Annotated in this window: 10 protein-coding genes and 1 pseudogene; 4 read left to right on the top strand and 7 right to left on the bottom strand. The window is 65.1% G+C overall.

Translation table 11 applies throughout. The features are described from left to right. Window positions 1-24 precede the first annotated feature (24 nt). Together ACTWNK_RS00160 and ACTWNK_RS00155 are read right to left on the bottom strand one after the other, a co-directional pair. Complete coding sequence (locus ACTWNK_RS00160) at window positions 25-390, bottom strand: hypothetical protein (protein ID WP_474301418.1); 366 nt, start codon at window positions 388-390, stop codon at window positions 25-27. A 277-nt stretch (window positions 391-667) separates the two neighbouring features. Continuing rightward, on the bottom strand, window positions 668-1621 hold the full coding sequence (locus tag ACTWNK_RS00155) for a terpene synthase family protein (protein ID WP_474301417.1): 954 nt from the start codon (window positions 1619-1621) through the stop codon (window positions 668-670). A gap of 206 nt (window positions 1622-1827) precedes the next feature. Here ACTWNK_RS00155 and ACTWNK_RS00150 point away from each other — a divergent pair, with 206 nt between their 5' ends. From ACTWNK_RS00150 to ACTWNK_RS00140, 3 genes are all read left to right on the top strand, one after another. Continuing rightward, window positions 1828-2589, top strand: a complete 762-nt coding sequence (locus ACTWNK_RS00150; protein ID WP_474301416.1) for a hypothetical protein — start codon at window positions 1828-1830, stop codon at window positions 2587-2589. 108 nt (window positions 2590-2697) lie between these two features. Beyond that, window positions 2698-3882 carry a hypothetical protein gene (locus ACTWNK_RS00145; protein WP_474301415.1) on the top strand — a complete coding sequence of 395 codons (1185 nt, stop codon included), beginning with the start codon at window positions 2698-2700 and terminating at the stop codon, window positions 3880-3882. A gap of 263 nt (window positions 3883-4145) precedes the next feature. After that, complete coding sequence (locus ACTWNK_RS00140; RefSeq protein ID WP_474301414.1) at window positions 4146-5177, top strand: DUF8094 domain-containing protein; 1032 nt, start codon at window positions 4146-4148, stop codon at window positions 5175-5177. Window positions 5178-5794: 617 nt separating this feature from the next. On the opposite strand, the gene ACTWNK_RS00135 is transcribed toward ACTWNK_RS00140, so the two are convergent. Then, window positions 5795-6304, bottom strand: a complete 510-nt coding sequence (locus tag ACTWNK_RS00135; RefSeq protein ID WP_474301413.1) for an Imm26 family immunity protein — start codon at window positions 6302-6304, stop codon at window positions 5795-5797. 1009 nt (window positions 6305-7313) lie between these two features. Here ACTWNK_RS00135 and ACTWNK_RS00130 point away from each other — a divergent pair. Next, complete coding sequence (locus tag ACTWNK_RS00130; RefSeq protein ID WP_474301412.1) at window positions 7314-7799, top strand: hypothetical protein; 486 nt, start codon at window positions 7314-7316, stop codon at window positions 7797-7799. Window positions 7800-7970: 171 nt separating this feature from the next. On the opposite strand, the gene ACTWNK_RS00125 is transcribed toward ACTWNK_RS00130, so the two are convergent. The 4 genes and pseudogenes from ACTWNK_RS00125 to hemH all read right to left on the bottom strand — a co-directional run bounded on the left by ACTWNK_RS00125 (window position 7971) and on the right by hemH (window position 19825). Continuing rightward, on the bottom strand, window positions 7971-15632 hold the full coding sequence (locus ACTWNK_RS00125) for a LamG-like jellyroll fold domain-containing protein (RefSeq protein WP_474301411.1): 7662 nt from the start codon (window positions 15630-15632) through the stop codon (window positions 7971-7973). A 282-nt stretch (window positions 15633-15914) separates the two neighbouring features. Next, window positions 15915-16986 (bottom strand): annotated as a pseudogene (locus ACTWNK_RS00120) (IS630 family transposase). 141 nt (window positions 16987-17127) lie between these two features. Then, the gene (locus ACTWNK_RS00115) at window positions 17128-18474 is read right to left on the bottom strand and encodes an IS630 family transposase (RefSeq protein WP_474301410.1); all 1347 of its coding nucleotides are present in this window, start codon (window positions 18472-18474) and stop codon (window positions 17128-17130) included. Window positions 18475-18847: 373 nt separating this feature from the next. Next, complete coding sequence (gene hemH / locus ACTWNK_RS00110) at window positions 18848-19825, bottom strand: ferrochelatase (RefSeq protein ID WP_474301409.1); 978 nt, start codon at window positions 19823-19825, stop codon at window positions 18848-18850. Window positions 19826-20687: the final 862 nt, after the last annotated feature.

Here is a 20687-nt window from a genome sequence, read left to right as displayed (position 1 = left end):
CCTTCCCGGCGGCCGGGGCAAGGCTCAGGCCATCGCGGCCAGCTCGGCCGCCATCCGCTGGGCCAGATCCTCCTGCTCGGCTTCGCGGAGCTGGCCGGAGCGGACGCGGCGGCGGTTCCACTTGTCCTTGAGGCACCCTGTCGTCCTTAGAGAACAGGTCGGCACGCTCACTCTGATCCCGCACAGCGACATGTGAGCCAGGCACTCGCCGCATCTGATCCTCACGATCCGCACGGCAAAGGGGTAGCCCATCCACATGGTCGCCCGGTGCGTCTGCTTACCCTCTTTCACCTCGCACTCGTGCCCCAGGCAGACCACCTTGTTGACCGCCGGCGCCTTGACGGTGAGCAGGCGCCGGCCTTGCAGGCTGCGCAGCCCCGCGAACGTCACGCTCCTTGTGGGCTGACCCGTACGGCCTTCCGGGCCAGGCGTGGGCGTGCTCCTCCTGCAGCACCGGCTCCGGCAGGCTCACGCCTGCTCGTCAAGTGCGCACGGCAGGGCGTGTGCGGCCTTGATACGGGACCTGGCGTCGACCTCGCACCTCTGCGCCAGGCTTCGCCGACACGTCATCGCGGACGGCACGCGAGTCTGTCGGAGCCAGCCCCGCCCACCGACGGATCACCGGAGTTCGAGCCTCAGGCGAGAAGGCGGGCGGCGGGCGGGCGGATCAAGCGTCTGCGGGGGCCAGGCCATAGCGTGAGCTGCCCATCGAGTAGGCGATCGAGCCGCTGATCCAGGTCTGCAGCCCGTGCACATAGGCGTCCAGGGCGGCGCAGCCGCGGGCGGTGAGCTCCTCGCCGAGTACCCGAACCTCGTCGACGGCGCGATTGCGCATGCCGACGATCTGGGCCACGGCGTCCCCCACATCGCCCCTGCCGTGCGTGAGCATCACAGTGACCAGGTTGTTGACGCCGTTGGCGCACAGACGCTCCTTCGGCCAGGAGATGAGGTCGTTGTCCCACACCACGACGTCGACCGCAGCCTCGGTGATGCGGCGCACCACAGGATCGGCCCATTGCGCCGCAGTCAGGGGCCGGCCTGTGGCGATGTCGATGAGGGCGTAGACGGTGTGCATCGCGCCGGTGAGGCGGCGCATGAGGAGGTAGTCGTCAGCCGCCGGCACCAGCCCCTCCTGCCGGTTGGCCGCCTCCCACGCCTGCGCCCACAGGTAGTCGCTGGTGGCCTCGCACCAGCGCCGCAGCTGCTCGTCAGTGGCGTGGGCGCCGATGCGGTCCCGGATGTCGGCGAGCGCCCGGGCGAATCCGGTGACGCCGCTGGCTTGCGAGCTCAGGACGGCCAGGAGTTCGGGCACGGCGTGGATGATCTGCGCGGCGTCGGCGGCGGGTTCGTAGACGGCGTCGTCGATCGCGAACAACCATGCGCACCAGTCGCACGCCAGTTGCAGCAGATGTCTTTCGGCATAGGGGTAAACCTTGGCCGCCAGACGCCCGTAGGAGGCCCGCGCGAATTCTTCCTGCTGCTGCGGGCTCAGCACGTCAAAGCCGTTGATCCAGGCGAACGTGCGGTGGTCGACCTCGTCCATGTAGGCGCTGGTCTGCACCGGAAAGGGGCTGGTGAGCTGGGGAAGGACGTAGGCCGAAGGCTCGCTGCGACCGCTCATGAACTCTTCCTCCGCGGGTGTATTTTTCTTCCATACAAAACGTGTCTACATTATTCCTACATACACATCGGGGCGGCGTGTAGCTGTTCTCGGCTCAATTCAAATCGCTTCCACAACCTACTGTCAAACGCTTGACAGTAGGTTGGCGGCTCGGCAACGCTGTCTGAACACCCGACCGAAACCCCCTCCCCCTACGGAAGTGCCGAATGAGCGATTGGGTAGCGGTGCCGGACTCCCGGACCCCCAGCAGGCCGCACGGCGTGTCACCCGGCCCGCTGCGGGCGGCGGGTGACGTCATGCACGGGCTGTATCACCGTCCCGCGGTGGGCGGCTTCGTCGACTTCGTCGCCGCCTACCAGGGACACCTGCTGGCGAGCTGGCAGGAGGTGGCGCTGGCACTGGGAGAGCTCGCCTACTGCTCGGCGTGGAACCGGCTGCTGAGCGAGGGCCGCGATTCCGATGTCGGGCTGGCCCTGCAACGGGTGTGGGCCTCCTCCGGGGATGATCACTCAGGCTGGCGGACGTGGCCGGTGCGCCTGGTGCTGGATGGCAAGCTCGCCTACGCCGAGGCCGAGGTCGACGCCGTGCGACTTGTGCCGCTGTGCACCGAGATCGGAACCAGCCCGATCGTGCCGGCGTGCCGGACCGCCGCCGGGCCGGGCGAGCGCGTCCTGGTGCGCGTTTCGGCCACCCAGACGTTCGGACAGCTGTGGGACCTTGATGCGATCATGGACGCCTACCGTAGGGTGCTGCCCGCACACCTGGCCGAACCCGAGTGCGCGGCCTTGCGAGAAAGTGAGGACCTGCCCGTCAGCCACTTCGTCGACTTTCCCGAAGACCTGCCCGGCCTGGAGTGGTCGGTGATGTCGCTGCTGCTGGGTGACACCCCCGGCCATACCGCCATGGAGATCCTGCGCCTGGCCGGGGTGGCCCTGGCCACGCCGGGCCGGCTACGCCCGGCCTCCTGAACGCCGCATTCCGCGCCTCGCCCCGAGCTGCCCGCACGCGGGCCGCCCCTCGCCCACTGACTTGACACCGGTTGTAAGGAAATTCTCATTTCCCGAATAATCACGGACATGCCGGTCGACCACGAGCGTATGACCCCGACGGCGACGACGGCGGCTGCCGACCTGGCCGCCGCCGTCCGTGCGCTGCACGCGGCCGAGCACAAGCAACGACACGCGCGCGACACCCGGACCCGCGCCGTTCACCACCACCGCGAAAAGCTCGCAGCAGCGGAGAGCCTGCGCGCCCGCCTACTGCACCTGCTGCACGCCGCGCACCTGTCCGGGGCCGGCATCAACGACCTCACCCAGGCCAGCGGACTGACCCGCAACGTGATCTACATGCTGCGCAAACGATCGAAGGCGGCCCACAGCCCGCCACCGGCCGCGCCAACCGTCCACACGCCTGCCGTCGCCCTGCTGGAGCAGCTGACGCAGACCTCAGCCGCCTGGAGGCAGGCCACCAGCCAGACACACACCGCCGACCAGAAACGCGCCGAAGCAGACGAGCAGTGGAAGGCAGCACGCCTGCTCACCCTGCACGCGCGCCAGCGGCGCGATGCGGCCATCGCCGACGCCCACCTCGGTGGGGCGGCGGTGACACAGATCGCCGCAGCCTGCGCTCTGGGCGACAGCGCCATTTACCTCGTGCTCTCCCAGCACCGCCCCACCAGCCTGCGCAACGGCTCGACGGTGCCCGCCTCGGCCGGCCTCGCCCGCCTGGGCGCGCTTGCCACCCGCCTCGCCGAGGCGATCGCCGCCACCGCAGCCGCCCGCCGCACGCACGACGCGTGCCGCCACGCCTACGCCGCCGCCCAGCGCAACGAACGCGCCGGGCGGCGCCGACGAGATGAGGCCATCGCAGCCTGCTACAGCGCCGGGGTGAGCGCAGCACAGATCGCCGCGGCGACAGGCCTGTCCCCGCGCACCATCCGAGGCCAGTTGTCCGGCGCAACGCAACCGCCGCCCCAAGCGCCGGAGCAGAGGCGACTGCTGAACGCCCTGCAGTCGGCGGCAGGCCACTGGCGGCGCGCCGCAGCAGAGCTACAGCGGCGGCGCACACGACGCGATGAGAGCACCACGGCCCTGCGCGCGCAGGCCGCGCAGGTGCAACACGCACGCCAGCAACGCGATCACCACCTCGCGCTGTGCCGACGCGAGGGGGTGAGTATCGCCGCGCTGGCGGCCTGCGTGGGCAGGGACGCCCGCGCCGTCCGCGACGTCTTGCGCTCAACCGGCCCGCACCAGCAGACCTGACACGCCGAACATTCACCCCGCCGCCCGCGCATGCGCGCCACCCGCCGCCCGCGCGCGGACGATGCGGACCGGCGCGCCCCCACCCTCAGCCTGCCGGGCGGACGTGCCCAGCCGTGCACCCCAGATATCCGGCTGCCCCGGCTTCTTCCCCGGCCACGGTTCTGGCAACGCAATCACGATCGTGACACCACCCCACCCCGCCGCCCGGCTCCTCCCCCACCGTCCATCCACGAGCGGCCGGGACCTTCGAAAGGGCAACCCCCATGAACAACCACCACCTGCTGCACGCCTTCTGCCTCCTCGCCGCAGCCGCCACCGCAGCAGCCTGCGACCCCCCAACCGGCCAAACCCCGGCCGCCGCGCACGCAGCCCCCACCACCCCAGCCGCGCCGCGCCCCGCGCCCGCGCCCCAAGGCGTCCTCACCCCAGCTCAAGCCCGCGACATCCACACCCGCTACCAACGGCTCCTGAACGCCGCCACCAGCGGCAGCGGCGCCGACTTCGCCGACATCAACGCAGGCCTGGCCCTCACCCTCAGCCGAGCCAACCAGCACCTGGATGCACTCCTTGGCCGCCGACCCCAACCGCCCGCGCCCATCACCTCCACCCGCTTCGTCATCCCCGCCCGCACTTCCCAGGTCGGCCGACCGTGGTTTCTCGTCGAAGTGACCCGCCGCGGCCAACGCCTGCGCACCCAGCTGATCTTCGCCAGCACACCCGCCGGTTGGCGACTGGTCGCCGGGACAAGCGTCAAACGCACCTCGCCAACACCCGCCGTCGCCCGCGACACCCGCGGCCTGGCCACCGCCCTGGGCCCGCACACCCGCGGGCTCACGCTCACACCCGCGCAACTGGCCCACACCCACAGCCGATACCTGGCCAGCATGGGCGCCGACCGGCGCGCCCGCTACCTCCTTGCCCCCGGCATCTACACCAGTGGGTCAGCCGAAGGCGCCCGCGCCGAACAAGCAAGGCTCGGCACCACCTGGACGCAGCGCCTGCACGTCACCACCTTCCCCGACATCTTCGCCCTGCGCACCGTCGACGGCGGCGCCCTGGTCTGGTACGCCCTGCAGGAAAGGCGCACCACCACCGCCACCAGCGCTCAGTCGCCTCCACTCACCTTCACCCACACCGGCCCCGCAGCCCTGTCGCGCGGCAAGCAGTTCCGCACCCAGGCAGTGCGCACCTACGCCTCCTGGCTGGTCGCGACCGTCCCCGGCCAGGCGTCAGGTAAGAAGCAGGCTCGCGTCATCGGCGACTGGTTCGCCTGGCTCAGCGTCACCGGCTCCTGACCACGACTCCTACATCACCATCACGCACGCTCGCAGTCCGCAAGGGAGCACACCATCTGGTGAGACCGGCCGATCAGGCGGCCACGAGCTTGCGAGCGAGTCAGGCATGTCGGCGGCACCTCGGACCACGTGTCACGGCCCGCTGGCGGGCCATGTCCGCTACCACGTCCACATCAGCCGAGTTTGGCGGGGCCAGCCCAACCATCGGCCGGAGTGTACCCACGACGACCATGTGCCACCTGAGGCAGATCGCCGTCCGGAAGGCTGAGAACCTGCCTCAGGTCGCCCGCTTCCCGGCTGCACCTCGTCATGTCCGACGGGGCAATGTCAGGCATGAGATGAAAGCCTCGAGTTCGGCCGAGAGAGGCAGTGCGCTGCTGCCTGCTGACGCAGCCGCCAAGCCACCTGCTCCACCAACTGACAAGGCGGCCTGCGCATGGACTGCGCCCCTCCCACATTGCGGTCGATCATCGTGGACGGTTGCGAGCAGCCCCTCGTCGAAGCGATCCGATTCGCTAGAGGCCTCGACAAGACAAGGTCACGCCCTGCACTATCCGCTCCGCAGATGACACCGCCAAGGTTGCAGGCACGATGATCGGCGGCTGGCGGCAAGCGCTCTACTGCGGATTTGGCAGCCCAAGCGCCTTGCCCACCATGTCGCTGATCCCCAGCAGTCCCACAATTCCCCATATGCCCCATGGGTGGCCAATTGCTTCTTCCGGGTTCACATCAGCTACCCGACACCCATCCTCGCCCCTATATTCCCTGAACACGGTGCTCCAAAAATAGTGCTTGGGAAAGACGTCTACAGCACCCAGATCCACGTTTTCCAGCGTGAGGAAATAGCCCATGGTCCATGGGCGCCTATTCGAGTACAGAGGGGGGAGCAACAGGGAATCTCGATCAAGAACGGAAGCATCAAGGACAGGCTCCTGCCGCACAGAAGCATAAATGTAGATCAGACATGCGGTATCGGATAGCGGATGATCTTTGGGTATGGCAGGGTCCACCACCCTCCCAAAGCAGTAGCCCTGCTCCTTGACAAAGAACGCAAAAACATCCCCCTTCCTCAAAGGCTTTCGTGATCGCTTCAAGAACTCGAAGTGACTGGACTCCAGATCATCCATACTCTCCCACCCCTACAGCAGGTCGACCTGTTTCCCGAGGACTATCCGCGCCTGGTCGGCGGTCCGCCGCGCGCCTCGTCCGAAGCAGAGATGGCCCAGCTGGAGCGCCTCGACAACCTAGGCCCGCTCTACCGCCCCTCACGGCTGGCTGCTGCATCGTCGGTGACGGGCAAGGCGCGCCCTACCTGCGCCACACCAAGCACAAGATGCTCTGATGGAGGTGGGAACGCGACGCCTGCACATTCTGGGCATTTCCGCTCACCCAACAGGCGCCCGGACGGCTCAGCAGGCGAGAAGTCTATTCATGGAACTTGCCCACTGGGCGAGGTCATCCCGGTCCCTCATCCGTGACCGGAACGCCAAGTTCGCTGCCGTCTTCGACGCGATCTTCACTAGCCTAGGCATCATAGTGATCACGACTCCGTCACGGACGCCCGAGCCACCTGCTATGCCGTGCGCTGGATCCGAGCCGTTCGAGCCGACTGCGCCGACCGGATGCTGATCTGCGACGAACTTCATCTGCGATCGGTTCTGAACGAGCACGTCGTGGTACCGCTGAAAGGTCCGAGTTCAGCGCCGAAAGCGCCCGGTGGGGTGATCAACGAGTACCACCGCACCGCCTAACCAACCTGAGAAACTCCGGCTCAGACCGCGTACACGAGTCTGAAGCGGTACAGGCGAAACGTTCAGCCCAACCTCATCGCCTTAGTGCAGCGACCCGCTGAACGACCGAATCAGGACGCACATGACGGATGTGAAGCAGTACAGTCCCGCTACACGCTCACCCGTCTAATGCGCGACCCAGGCCAGCGTGACTCCTCAACGCGGAGCACAGATCCGCACCATTCTCCACGTACTCACTGGGATGTCACCGAATCCACTCATTCGCATCGCTGACTGCTCTCGCAAAGGTTAGTCGCTCGATGAGGGCGTCGCCCTATCACTCGTTCCTCTATCAGCTCACAGTCAGGGAGGTAGTGAAAGCCGAGGCAAGGTTGTCCGGCAGGCCGTGAGTGATCAGTTCTCTATTGGCGAAGACATCCCTTTGTCCATGAGCAGCTTCAGCACGGAGAACGGCGAGGGTGACCAGGGCCGACTGGCGATGCTCATCATCCTGCCAGGAATTGACAATCAGCTCGCTTCGATCAATCGATCTAGAGGCGTTTCTAATAATGACGTGATCGTCAGAGTCTGGCAGTTGCTGACAATCAAGATCGACACCTGCGCGAAACGACACGTTTTCCAGCTTCGCACTCCGGAAGTCGTTCCCTTGGATGATATTGACATCCCTGTCGATGTGATCGAAATCTATGATTCGCCCCCAAAACACTACGCCACTAAGCGAGCCACTAAAAAAGCAATCGATAAACTCGGCGGTCCTGAAGAGCACTTTGCGCATGTCAACATCGCGAAAGCTGCACGACACGAACGAGACCGCCCCAGGGACGACATGACGCCATTTAGTGCGATCAAACGAGCAGTCAGTGTACACTGATGTAATTTTCCCGGCACCCAGAATGGATGATCTATCCAGACTCAGGCCATCGAATTTGCAGTCGGTCAGACGACTCTCGGAGACCTCTACATTCCTGTTTGGACTGCGGGGTTTGCGCGAAAAGTCTGCGCCGACAACTTCTTCTCGAATGACAGCAAAGGCACCATCCATTTACTTCACCTTTGGCAGCTTACCGATTGATTTATAGGTGACATAGCTTGTTTGCGACTGATAAGTCCCACCTCGATTGAGATGGCTGGGCAGCTGCTTGACCGTGGTCAGCTCCACATACCTTCCCGTAAGCCTATCATAGTAGTCGGGTGAATTGCTTGCCTTGTAAGTAAAGCGGGGAGTCCCGTCTGCCATTTTAATGGTTCGAAGCCTCGCAGCTACCACCACATGGAGAGCCTGTCCAAGGATCGCACGCCCCAGGTTCCACTGCTTGTTCTTAATGGCATCGAGGTATCGTCGCAGCGCCTGTGCATCCAGACCATTTTCGGCAACCGATTTCCACCCTTTCTCGATTTCCTTAACCGTGACAGCTCTAACTGTTTGCGTCGACTTGTTAACGTTCTTATAGTCTGGATCTTTCTTGGAGAAGTTAAGCTTGGTAGTAACTACCGCCCCAGCAAAAAAGACGTATGCAACTGCATCTGCACATTCATTGCCAATCTTGAGACAGAGGCGATTGAACACCTCATCCTCAAGCCAGGGCCACACAACGCCTTCGTAGAAGGACGGAGAGTCAAGCAGCTTGAGCGACACCTTGCGCTCTTTCATCACCTCCTTCAGGTAGGCTTCATACATCAACGCCCAACGACGCTCCTTACACTTCTGACTGCTCGCGACCGCGCAATCTCCTTCTAGGCCCGCCTCGTCGTCGGGAGATATGCGCACCGAGCCGCCAACCGAGCCAGGAGATTTGCTTCCCCTGGTCAGAGTTCGCCATAGGCTCCGCAGATACTCGTCGCTCGCGCCGTCATAGTAGTCCTCCATGAAAGCCGCCCGCTGCGCGGGCGTTCCTCCCCAGAAGTTCACACCCTTCGGAGGTTTGGTTCCATTGGGTAGTACACCTAGACGCTGAGCTTCTTCATCGTTTAGTTCAATTGTAGGCCCGGTATAAGACCATGCGTTTTCCAAGTCGCAATGGCCGCTACTCAGCATGTAGCAGTAGTTGCTCCCAGCGCGACCGCCCATACCGCCATCAACGTCTGCCAGGAGTGCACCATGCGGTGAGTTGAGCGGATATAGCATTGCGAGAAGTGCTGTTTGGCTCCCGAGCCAGCGCCCTGTCCCCACTTCTCCCACGCCACATCCTTGAGCCCAGGTCTGGCATGCCTCGGCATGAGCCCCCCACCCACCGTCCACGTCCTGCAGAAAGTGTCCAGTGGGATCCACACCTGATAGGGGAGCACCATTGACGTAGGTGTAACGATTGCCCTGGATAGATGGGTTGGGGTTCAGAGTCCACGTGTCGCGCGAGACGAAGCTCGCTGTACCGGGCTGATACCAACGAGCATGCATATTGGTTTTTCCGGTATCGGGGTCGGTGTATTCGCCTTGGTACCCCAGCGTGGGGCGAGTGCCGGTGATGGCGAGCGCAGCACCGAAGGGGTCATAGGCCACCGAGGCGGCCACAGCGGTGGTGGAGTGGGTAGCGACGAGGTCGTCGTGCAGGTCAGTCATGGCGCCTTGGGCAGCACTCACACCTTCCTTGAGGCTGAGCAGGCCGCCAGCCAGGTCGCGCCCGTAGGTGGACTGGACGACGCCGGCGGCGTTGGTGATGGCGGCGATGTCGTTGGCGAGGCCCGCGTAGCGGAAGCGTTGTTCGACGCCGCCTCCGGTGCGGGTTTTCATGCGGCCGAGGGTGTCGTAGGTGTAGGTGGTGCCACCGTCGTCGAGGAGCTGGTCGAAGGCGTCGAAGGTGAGAGTGCGGGTGGTGCCGGCCTTGGTTTCAGTTGCTGTAGTGCCGCGGGGTGTATAGGTGTAGTCACTTCCATCCCCGCTCAGCAGGCGGTTGCGTTCGTCGTAGGTGAAGGTTGTTGTGCCGGCTTTGGTGCGGTTGCCGGAGGCATCCCATTCGTAGCCGGTGACGGCACCACCGGGGGCAGTCCAGGAGGTGATGCGACCGGAGTGGTCGTAGGTGTAGGTGTTGCTGCCCGCTCCCGCGGTTCCAGCGGTGAGCTTGCTGATGAGATTGTCGTTGCCGTCCCACCCGTAGGTGATCTTTGCCAGCTGGGCGCCTGGGCCATTCTTGAGCGTATGGGAGACCAGCCGGTCGAGGGCATCGTAGGTGTAGGCCTGTGAGCCAGGCATGGCCCCGGTGGCGGTGGCGGTGGTGAGCCGATCACCGTTGTCATAGCCGTAAGTGAGCGTGCGACTGGTGAGCGGGTCGGTGGCCGTCGCGAGGCGGGAGGCGTTGTCGTAGGTGAAGTTGAACGTCCCGGCGGCGTCGATGCGCTGGGTGGGGTTGCCGAGCGCATCGTAGGTGTAGGCGCTCTCCTGGACGGCCCCGGTAGAGATCTTGGTGATGAGGCCGCGGTCGTTGTAATCGATGCTCTTGTCGCCGATGGTGGTCGGATTCCCGGCTAGGTCGAAGCCGAAAGTGCGTGCGGTAGTGGCCGCCGCGGTGCCGCTACCGGTCTCGCCGACGAGGTTGCCCAGCACATCGAAGGTGCGGTCGATGCGCACCCCACCCGGCTGCAAGGTGGCCACTTCCTGTCCTGCGGCGTCGTAAACGCTGGTCCAGGTGCGGTCGGCCTGACTCGGGTGAGCGAGGGTGGACGGTTCGCTCAGGGTCTCGATCAGCCCCAGACTGTTGTAGGTAGTCCAGGTGACGTTGCCACGCCCATCGGTCAAGCGAGTACGAGCGCCAGCGGCTTCATAGCCGAAACTGGTGGTGATCGATGATGATGCGGTTACCGGTTCGATCAGCGAGGTCTGCCGATTGAGGGCGTCGAATGTCTGCTGGGTGACAGGGCCCTCGGGCGAGGTCGTGCTGATCTTGTTGCCGACCAGGTCATAGCCGAACCCGTAGGTGCGGACGACGATGCCGGAGGCGTTGAGATCCTTGGCCGTGATCTGGCGTCCGGCCAGGTCGTACTCAGCGGTGGTGGCATTTCCGTTGGCGTCAGTGGTCTTGGTCAGACGCCCGAGAATGTCGTAGGCCATGGTGGTGGTACGGCTGAGTGGGGCGGTCTGAGAAGTGGTCTCACCGGCCGCGTTCACCACGAACGTTGTGATCTTGCTACCTGGTCCGGGGGCAGTCTCCTTGGTCAGCACTCCCGCATCGTTGTACTCCAGCTTGGTGACGAACGAGATGGACGTGGGCACCCGTTCGAACTGGGTGGCGGTGATCTGACGGCCAAGGTCGTCGTAGGTGGCCTCAGTACGCACACCCATCGGAGAAACTGCCGCCAACTGCTCACCCAGGAGGTTGAAAACATTCACCATGCGGCCAGGCGTTTGGCCAGTGGGGGCAGGATTGGTAATGCGAACCTGGCGACCGAGTTTGTCGTATTCGTAGCTCTGTACGCGCCCAAGCGGATCGGTGAAGCTTATGAGTTGACCTGCAGAATCGTAGGCACGAGTGGTAGTCGGGGTGAGCGGTGTGCTGCCTCCCGGTGGAGTGTACGTGGGGGCGGTGGTGACTGTCGGACGACCAGCCTTGTCGAAGGCAGTCACAACCGTGCGAGCCTCGGCGTCGGTCGCATGTGTTTGCTCGCCGAAGTTGTTGTATCCGATCATCGCAGTGGGTTGTGTGGCGGCGGAAGTGCCGTCTTTGTCCACTTGGACCTGTGGCGCTTTTGTTTCGACCAGCCGACCGAGTAGGTCGTAGCGCAGGCTCGTGGTGAAGTCAGCAGCTGTTGCGTCAGCGGCGTTCCCACGCGGATCGGTGATAGCGATGGCCAGGCCGCGGTCATCGTAGGTGATGGTGGAGACGATGTCGTCGACGCCGTTTTCGATCGTCTCGCGTGTGGGCCTACCCGATTGGTTGTACTGCGTTTCGATGATCTCTGCACGGCTGGTGCCAGCGCCAGTTCGGGTGATCTTGGTGACGTTGCCCGCCGCGTCGTAGACGTAGGCGCTCTTACGGGCAAGCCCTGTGGGGTCGAATGTCTGGGAGGTGAGGCGTCCGGCGGCGTCGTAGACGTAGTCGGTTCTGGCAGTGCCGCCGCCAGCGACCTGGCGGGTACGCTGACGGGCCTGGTCGTAGCTGTTGTCCTCCAACACCACGTCTCTGGTCGTGGTCAGGCCGTTGAGCTTGACGTCGTCTCCGATCGTCTTGGCGAGCAGGCCGTCATCGAAGTACGTGAACGCTTTCTTGCGGCCCATGGCGTCCACGCTGGAGGCCAGACGTCCGGCCGGGTCGTAGGTGAGCGCCTGCACGATGATGTCCTGGGCCGCCTGCGGGGCCACAGGACTGCCGGTCCAGGCCTTCAGCGTCGTGGTGGTCGGCTCACCGCGTGTGCTGTAGCCAAAGGTGAGCAGTTGGCCGCGTGCGTCGGTGGTGTTGACTCGAGCTCCACGTGTGTTCCAGCTCTGAGAGCTCACACCGCCTTCGGGGTCGGTTGCCGTGGCGAGGCGGCCGAAGGTGTCATAGGTGAAGGTGGTGGTGCGTGTGGCATCGCCGCCGGTCAAGTCCTCGACCGTCGATGTCAGTACATTGCCGTCCGTGTCATATGTGTTGGTGGCCTTGGTGGTGTGGGTGACATCGGAGATCTCGTTGCGCACACCAGGCCCGGTCGTGGTCAGTATCTGGCCCAGATCGTTGTAAGTAAATGTGGTTCGAGCCTGCGTAGGGTAGGCAGCCGAGACGGCAACCGCAGCACGCACACGCCCCAGCTCGTCGTACTCGAAACGGGTTATGCGGTTTTCAGGCTCGACCTGTTCGGCCAGGTCTCCGACGGCGGTGTAACGAAGCGTCCAAACATGTCCAGCCGCGTTGGCGCCGGACTTGGGGAGCCCAGCGGGAGTGATGCCGCCGCCGATAGCGGATTCGGTGCCGTCGGTGAAGGTGACTTGTGACGAAAGCCCGGCGGGAAAGTCTGGTGTGGCGGGGGCTATCTGCTTGGTCTGCTCGCCGTAGGAGTTGTACTCCAGCGTGGTCCGGTAGGTGTTGTCCGTCTCCGAACTGGAGCGCCCGTCGCGAACCGACACTACTCGGTCGTTTCGCGGGTCGAACTCGTTGGTGACGTTCAAGTAGTACGAGTACCACTGTGTGCCGGTGATGGTCGCACCCGACGAAGGTCCGTAGTAGCAGTCGTCAGGGCCTCCGCCCCCTCCACCGACCGGCAGCGGCTTGCAGACGTACTGCACGACGACATTGCCGCGTGTGTCGTTCAGTTTGCGGTTGACGATGCCGTTGGGGTCGATGCTGCTGGCGCCGAATCCCTTGGTGTCGTACTTGATCTCGCTCTTCTTGCCGAGCTGGTCGGTTTGCGAGATCAGGCGGTTGCCTCGCCAGGCGTCGTGCTGGTAGGTGAGCGTGTTGTTGTTCGGGTCGGTCATGGTGACCGTGGTCAGGCCGGTTTCCTGGTCGACCGGGGTCGGTGTGCCGATCTTCCACAGGCCGCCGTTGTTGTCGGTGTGGGTTTTGATCTTGTCCTTGGCCGTGTCGTAGACGTTGTCGGCCCACACCCGCCCGGAGGGCAGCTCAACCTTGGCCAGCAGGTGCGGCGCCGCCAAGCGGGCGTCGTAGTGCCCGGCCACCTCGGACGCGCCGAGCGGCCGATCGTAGACGGCGACCTCGTCGATGCGGCCGGTCAGCCCCCACCGGGTGGTCGTCTTCCCGGCGGCCGGGAGTTTGGCCGAGGGCCAGGCGGCGGTGCTGATGCCGTACCCGATGGAGGCGTAGCGCAGCCAGTTGTGGTCGATCGTCCCGGCCAGCGTCCCGACCGCGGCCCCGTCCAGGTAGAGGGTCTGGGTGCTGCCGGAGCCGGTCAGGACCGCGTGGTGCCACTGGTCGTCGTTGACGGCTGCGGCCGTGGTGATGGGCGAGATCAGCGGGGTGCCGTTCGCCTGCAGGGTGCGGAACTGGCCGCGCAGCTTGCCATCAAGCCCGACGTAGAGCATCGGCGTGCCCGCCCGGTCGCCGAAACCGTTCGAGCGGCGCTCCAGGAAGGTGGGGCCGACGTAGGCGAGGATGCCGGAGGTGGCGGTCTTGAACCACAGCTCCGCCGACAGCGACCCGGCCGTCCTGGGGAACAGGTGGTCGGGCAGGATCACCTGGGCGTCGCCGTTGAAGCTCACGGAGGTGTCGGTGGAGCCGCCCAGCGCGCCAGACTGCTGAACGGTCACGCCGTCCAGGCCGCCCTCGCCGGAACCCCAGCCGAGATTGGCTGCCACGGTGGTGGCGGGGGTCGCCGGTTCGCCGAGCCGCCAGTACCCGACCGGCTCGTCGTCCTCGACCAGGCCGCGGTAGAGGGAGCCGTTGGTGTAGGTGTAGGTGGTGCACGCGGTGCCCGCGCCGGGGGCGCACACCTGGGTGAGGTTGTCGCCGGTGTAGGCGTACGTCCAGGTCAGCGGGGCACCGTTGACCGGATCGGTGGACACCGATGCCACGTGCGCGCCCGTCCAGGTGAACGTCAGCGACCTGCCGCCCACCCCGGTCACCGTCGCCAGTTTGCCGGCGCCGTCGTAGGTGAGCGTCTGCTCACGCCCGCGCTGGTCGGCCACCTTCGTCAACCGCCCGGCGGCGTTGAAATGGTAGGTGGTCGACGCCTTGTCCATCAGCTTCCACCCACCGCCCGCCACCTCGGCCAGCGTGGCGTACATGCCGGGCGGAGGCTCGAACAGGCCGCCCCCCTTGGGCGCGAACCGCAGCCTGCGCCCGTCCGGGTAGGTCACCAGCAGTGCACTGCTGGGCTCGGCCTCGACCTTCATGTCGAACCTGGTCGACCACCCCGCCCCGAACAGCCCGTCACGGCGCGCGTCCAGGCTGTTGTAGGAACGCACCACCGACAACGCCGGGCCCACCGTCGCCACCGAGGCGTCCTGCACCGAGGTCGTGTAGTTACCCGACAGCTGATGCACCTCCTGGCCCAGCTCACCCCGCGCCGCCAGCTGCGACCCGACCGTCGGCTGCCGCGAGCCGGTCACGAACCGCCACTCCTCCGTCGTCCAGCTCCCACCGCCCTGAGTGGAGATGGTCACCGCCCAGTCGTAGGTCTTGCCCCACGCCAGCTTGTTCGCCGGCACCTTCCACGTGTTCACCCCCGCGGCCAGCACCGGCGAATGCACCCACGGCATCCCCACGATCTCCGACTCATCACACTCGATCGGAGGCTGCATACCATCCGGATACTCGTCCTCCGGCACCTCACACACGTGAAAGCGCAGGCTGTACGGCCCGCTGCCGCTGTCCACCACCACCATGGCCAGAGTCGGCGTCACCGACCCCACCTGCGCACCAGGCAACGGCCACCTATCAGCCACCGTCGGCGGATTCGAGGCCATCGCCGCGTCGAAGGCCTCGGCCCGCTCAACACCGGACGCCGGAGCAGATGCAGCAGGCGCAGGAGCGGCGACAACCGAGCGGTCATCGGTGCGATTCACCCCAGCCGGGCGCGCCACCCCCTCCTCGGAAACCTCACCCACCACCGAAGTAGCAACACTGTCCACCAGCGTCGGCACGCCCTCAGCCGAACCCAACTGCTGCTGCGGAACCTCCTCGCCGCCCTCTTCAACCGGGGCAGGCGACTCGGGAGGAGATGCCCACGCCACAACGGTCCCAGCCGGGATCACCACCATGCTCGGTGCCAGAACGGTAGTGATGGCGAACCCCATCGCCAGTGTCGAACGACTCCATCGATCCAGCAGGGGCCAGCGCATACAACTTCACACTCCGCACACAAGAAGCGACACGTCCAGAGAGTTGGCAGCCGCTCTCACCAGCCGTAACCAGAGTCACACTCGCGATAGAACGCTCCAAAACACCCAAAACCTAGATCCTGTGCATCAACCATCACAAGATCTACTTTTGCTATCTTCTGATTGCAGAGAGTTATAAAGCGCACATAAAGTCACATCTCAGCCGCCGAGGCGAAGGAGCAGGCCAACTGCAGACAGCCCTAGTGCTGTGACCGGAAACGATCACAGGGCTGAGCGGCGGCCTCAGGCTGCGTAGGCCGGTGGTCGGCCACCCCAGCGGATGCCCTTCTCGCTTCGGATGCGGGCGCGTTCGCGGCGTTGGGCGGCCAGCACGTCGGGATGGCGGGCGTGGGCGTTGCGCCAGCGCAGGTAGGCGTGCAGAGCCCGGGTCTGGACGGTGTGATTGCGATGGCTGGAGTTGGCCAGGGTGAACTGGCGTAGCGGTCCGAAGTGGGCCTCGATCGGATTCGCCCAGGACGCATAGGTCGGCGTGAACAGCAGCCTGACCTTGTGTTTCTTGGCCCAGGTGCGGATGCGCCAGTTCTTGTGGGCTGAAAGGTTGTCCAGGATCACGTGGATCGGGGCGCCGTCCGGTCGGGCGGAACGGATCGACTTCAGCGCCGCCCAGGTGTGGTCGATGCCCTTGTGCCGGTGGTTGACGCCCCACAGCAGATCGTCGCCGACGGAGTAGCAGCCGTGGAAGTAGGTGACGCCGTGGGTGCGGTGGTAGGTGGCCGGCAGCCGGTCCGGCTCACCCGCCGGTGCCCAGCCTGACCCTGTGGTGGGCCGGATGCCGAGCGGCCCGAACTCGTCGAAGGCGAAGGTCCGCATCGGCCGGTGGGTCAGGGCGTACTCGATCTGGTCGAGTTTCGTCTCGAAGTCCGGGTCCGGTGAGTCCTTCCAGGTCTTGGTTCGCTGGAAGGTGATGCCGCGTCGGTGCAGCAGGGTGCGTAAGGTCTCCCGGCCGATGCTGATCGTCCGGTCGGGTAGGCGGTGCAGGTAGTCGAGCAGTTTGCGGGATGGACCAGCGGGTGAAGGGCTGGCCCAGTTTGGCGGGGCGGGTGGTGGCCGTCTGCGCGACGAAGTCTTCGTCGTCAGGACTCAGCAGGCGGGGACGGCCTCCCGCCCACTGAGGGTCCAGGCAGGCCAGCCCGATCTCGTTGAACCGGTGGATCACATCGCGCACGGTGTCTTCGTCGGCCTGCACCAGACGGGCGATGACCGGCACGGTGTTGCCTCCGGCCGATGCCAGCAGGATCATCGCCCGCCGATAGCGAACCGTGCTCATCGTGCCGCGCCGCACGATCCGCTGCAGCTTCTGTCCTTCTTGGTCCGTGAGCCTGCGGACCTTGACCGGTTACGTCACCGGGCCTCCCGACTGATCGGATGTGATCAGCCCATCCAACCGGCGGGACTCACCGACGTGCCAACCCGGCAATCATTTCCGGTCACAGCACTAGTGTGATGCGCCAGAGATTCTAAGGGTTATTTCTCCCTGTTCTCTGTGGTCCGGGCGGACCTTGGCGAGGTAGTCGGCAAGGGAGCTGAGGATCTCGTCAGCAGTCTTGGTCCAGGCAAACGGCCTGGGATTGTGGTTCCAGGTATCGATCCATGCCCGGATGTCGTCTTCCAGTGCCTTAACCGAGCGGTGGACGCCGCGGCGGATGAGTTTGTCGGTCAGGAGGCCGAACCACCGCTCGACCTGGTTGATCCACGAGGATCCGGTGGGGGTGAAGTGCACATGGAAGCGGGGGTGTTTGCCCAGCCAGTTCCTGATCTCGGCGGTGTTGCAGGTGGCGTAGTTGTCGCACACCAGGTGGACGTCGAGTCCCGCGGGCACGGCCTTGTCGATGGTGATGAGAAACTTCTTGAACTCAACCGCCCGGTGACGGCGGTGCAACTGGCCGATGACGGTGCCGTCGGCGATGTTGAAGGCGGCGAACAGGCTGGTGATACCGTGCCGCAGGTAATCGTGAGTGCGCCGCTCGGGCATGCCCGCCATCATCGGCAGCACCGGCTGAGACCGATCCAGCGCCTGGATCTGGGATTTCTCGTCCACGCATAACACCACCGCCTTCTCCGGCGGGTTGTGATACAGCCCGACCACGTCGACGACCTTCTCCACGAACTGCGGGTCGGTGGAGAGCTTGAAGGAGTCGCTCAGATGCGGTTTGAGGCCGAACCGCTTCCAGATCCGCCCGATGGTCGACTTCGACAATCCCGTGCGGGCCGCCATCGAGGTCCGCGACCAGTGCGTATCCGCACCCGGCGTGGACTCCAAGGTCGCCACGATCACCTCCTCGACCTGATCGAGGAGGATCGATGGTGGCCGACCGGGGCGCGGCTCGTCCTGCAGGCCGTCCAGACGCTTGGCGATGAACCGTGCCCGCCAGCGCTCCACCGTTGACTCATCGACTGCGAGATCCATCGCGGCCTGCTTGTTCGTCCCGCCATCCGCGCACCGCAGCACGATCCTCGCTCGAAGCGCCAAGATCTGTGATGTCCTCGCCCGCCTCGCCCACCGTGTCAGCTGATCTCGTTCAGCACCGGTCAAGACCAGATCGGCTTTCGGCCGGCCGATCGGGCCGAGATCCTCAAGTCCGGCCATCCGCTCCTCAGCGAAAGCTCCGCGCCACTTTCTCACCGTCTTGGCCGTCACCCCAACGCTCCGCGCGGCACCGGCATTGGACATTCCCTCAGCACACGCCAAGATGATCCGGGCCCGCTCGGCACGACGCCGATCAGATGACGCCGCCCAGCTCGAAAGCTCCGCACGCTCGTCCTCGGACAGTGTGACCTCCACAGCGGAAGGTCCCCGGATGCGACATGCCAACAGGATACTTTCCTACCCTCGGAATTTCAGGCGCATCACACTAGCTCGCCGAGGTTGGCTCCCGAAGGCAGAAAGGGCAAGCTCGTATCCGCGAGGTCAGCGGAAACGCAACGAGCCCTGCCGCATGACGGTGACACCCGAACGGGTCGGCCGCCCCAGGCGATGCTTGCAGCCGAGCGCCAGGCCAACGCACGCGACCGCCGTGAGCAACCAGCCTGTGAGTCCGCCGACGCACAAGGTGATACCACTAAGCCATGTCATGCCAACGACGCAGATGATGCTCCGCCCGTCAGAGATCCCCGGGTGCAGCCATTGCGTAGGGGAAACCCAAGCACCCGGATCCTCATACTGAAGTCGCCCCTCGCCGCGCACGAGAGGCACTTGTCGTCGACAGACAGCACGTCGCCCGACAAGCCTGCGGACGAGCGGCGGCAACCATGGCAGCGATCATCTCGATGAACTGCGGATGCGTCCCCACCGTGTGAGCGCGCACCAGCGGCAGAGCACGTGCTGCGGCCACCTGGGCGGCCTCCACATCAAGGTCGTACAGGACTTCCATGTGGTCGGAGACAAATCCGATCGGGACCAGCACCACCGCCGGCGCCGTCAGGACGGCCAGGCGGTCGCACACATCCGGCTCCAGCCACTCCTCCTCCGGGCCGCCACTGCGGCTTTGCCACACCACCTCCCACGAGCGCCCAGGGCCGAAGCGCTGAACCACCTGCGCGGCCGACGCTCGCACCTGCTGCGGATACAGCCAGCCGCCGGGGCCTGCCGCCTGCGCCATCGCCATGGGAATGCTGTGCGCGGTGAACAGCAGATGAGCGCTGCCCCCAACAGCGGCAGGAAGCCTCCCCAACGCCTCGAGCACGCGAGCTGTCATCGCAGCGATGAAGCCACTCTGATCGCCGAAGGCCGGAAGTTTGACGAGTTCGACACCCGGCAGCGCTGCCCCCTGCAGGTCCTGGTAGTACTGCCGGCATCCGGCGTAGCCAGCGAAGGCGGAGGTGGCCAGCACTGCGGCGGATCGGATGCCGTCATCGCGCATCTGCCGCACAGTGTCGGCGAGGAAGGGGGGCGAGTTGCGGTTGCCCCAGTAGACCGGCATCGGCAGCCGCCTGCGCAATGCGGAAACCAGGTCACGGCACTGCTGGTTGATCGGGCTGACACCACCGAAACGCATGTAGTGCTCTTTCACCTGTAACAACCGCTGACGCGGGACGCTGCGACCGCGCACAACCCTTTCGAGGAAAAGCATCACCTCCGCAGGGCTCTCAGGCCCTCCGAAGCCGAGGACCAGCAAGGCGTCGTATGCGCTCACGCCGCGCTCCTCTCCGCCTGCCGTCGCCTGGGCCGACGCCAAGCAATGCGGTCGGGCGAGGTGAGGTGGTTGAGCGGATTCACCGCAGACTCACGGAGCTCACGGCTGCCTCACCGACGTAGAAGCGGACACCGAGGCAGCAATGGCGTATTCAGATTCCATCTTCTGACTCTTTGTTGACTGCATTGTCAATGTCATGCCGAAGAGTGTAGACATAGGCTGTCCGGCAACTTGTAAAGAAGCTTGTCAAGTCGCGTTCGTGACGCATCTGTAACGCGAAACGTCTGTGCGCACCTCCGCGCCCCTATAACCCCTTGGCGCCGTCGCCCCGATCCACCAGCTTCCCGGGCCGACGACCACATGCCAGCTTTGACACAGACAGTGAGGCACCTCGTGGTTTCGGTGAGAACCATACGTCGCGACGACTGCGTCTTTTGTCAGCGCGACCAAGGGCGTTGTTGCGTTTATCCTAGGCAGCGCCTTTACAAAGTAGATTTGCTAGCGGCTCGTTTGGCTGCTGAACAACCGCAGCCCGGTCAGCCTCTCGCCCCAGCCCCTCACCCACCACAGAGCCCGCCTTCGTCCATGCTGACCACCACAGCCGATGTCGCTCGCGTCAGCAAGGACACGGACACGCCACCCAGCCCCCACGGCGCACACCCCTTACTCCCCCTCACGCCGCCAACGACAACCCGCCCGCCGCAGGCCGGCCCCTCACCTCAGGCGCCGGTCGACACCCACCTCCCCCTGTCGACGCCCCGCACCCGCTCGTTCACATGCTTGGCCCCAACACCACCGCGGGGAACCCATCATCACCACCGGGGGCTCCGCCCTCCGAAGGACACCAGCACACCTGCCGTCC

The sequence above is a fragment of the Nonomuraea sp. IBHARD001 genome (assembly GCF_056106265.1).
This window is presented reverse-complemented; position numbering and strand designations above follow the sequence as displayed.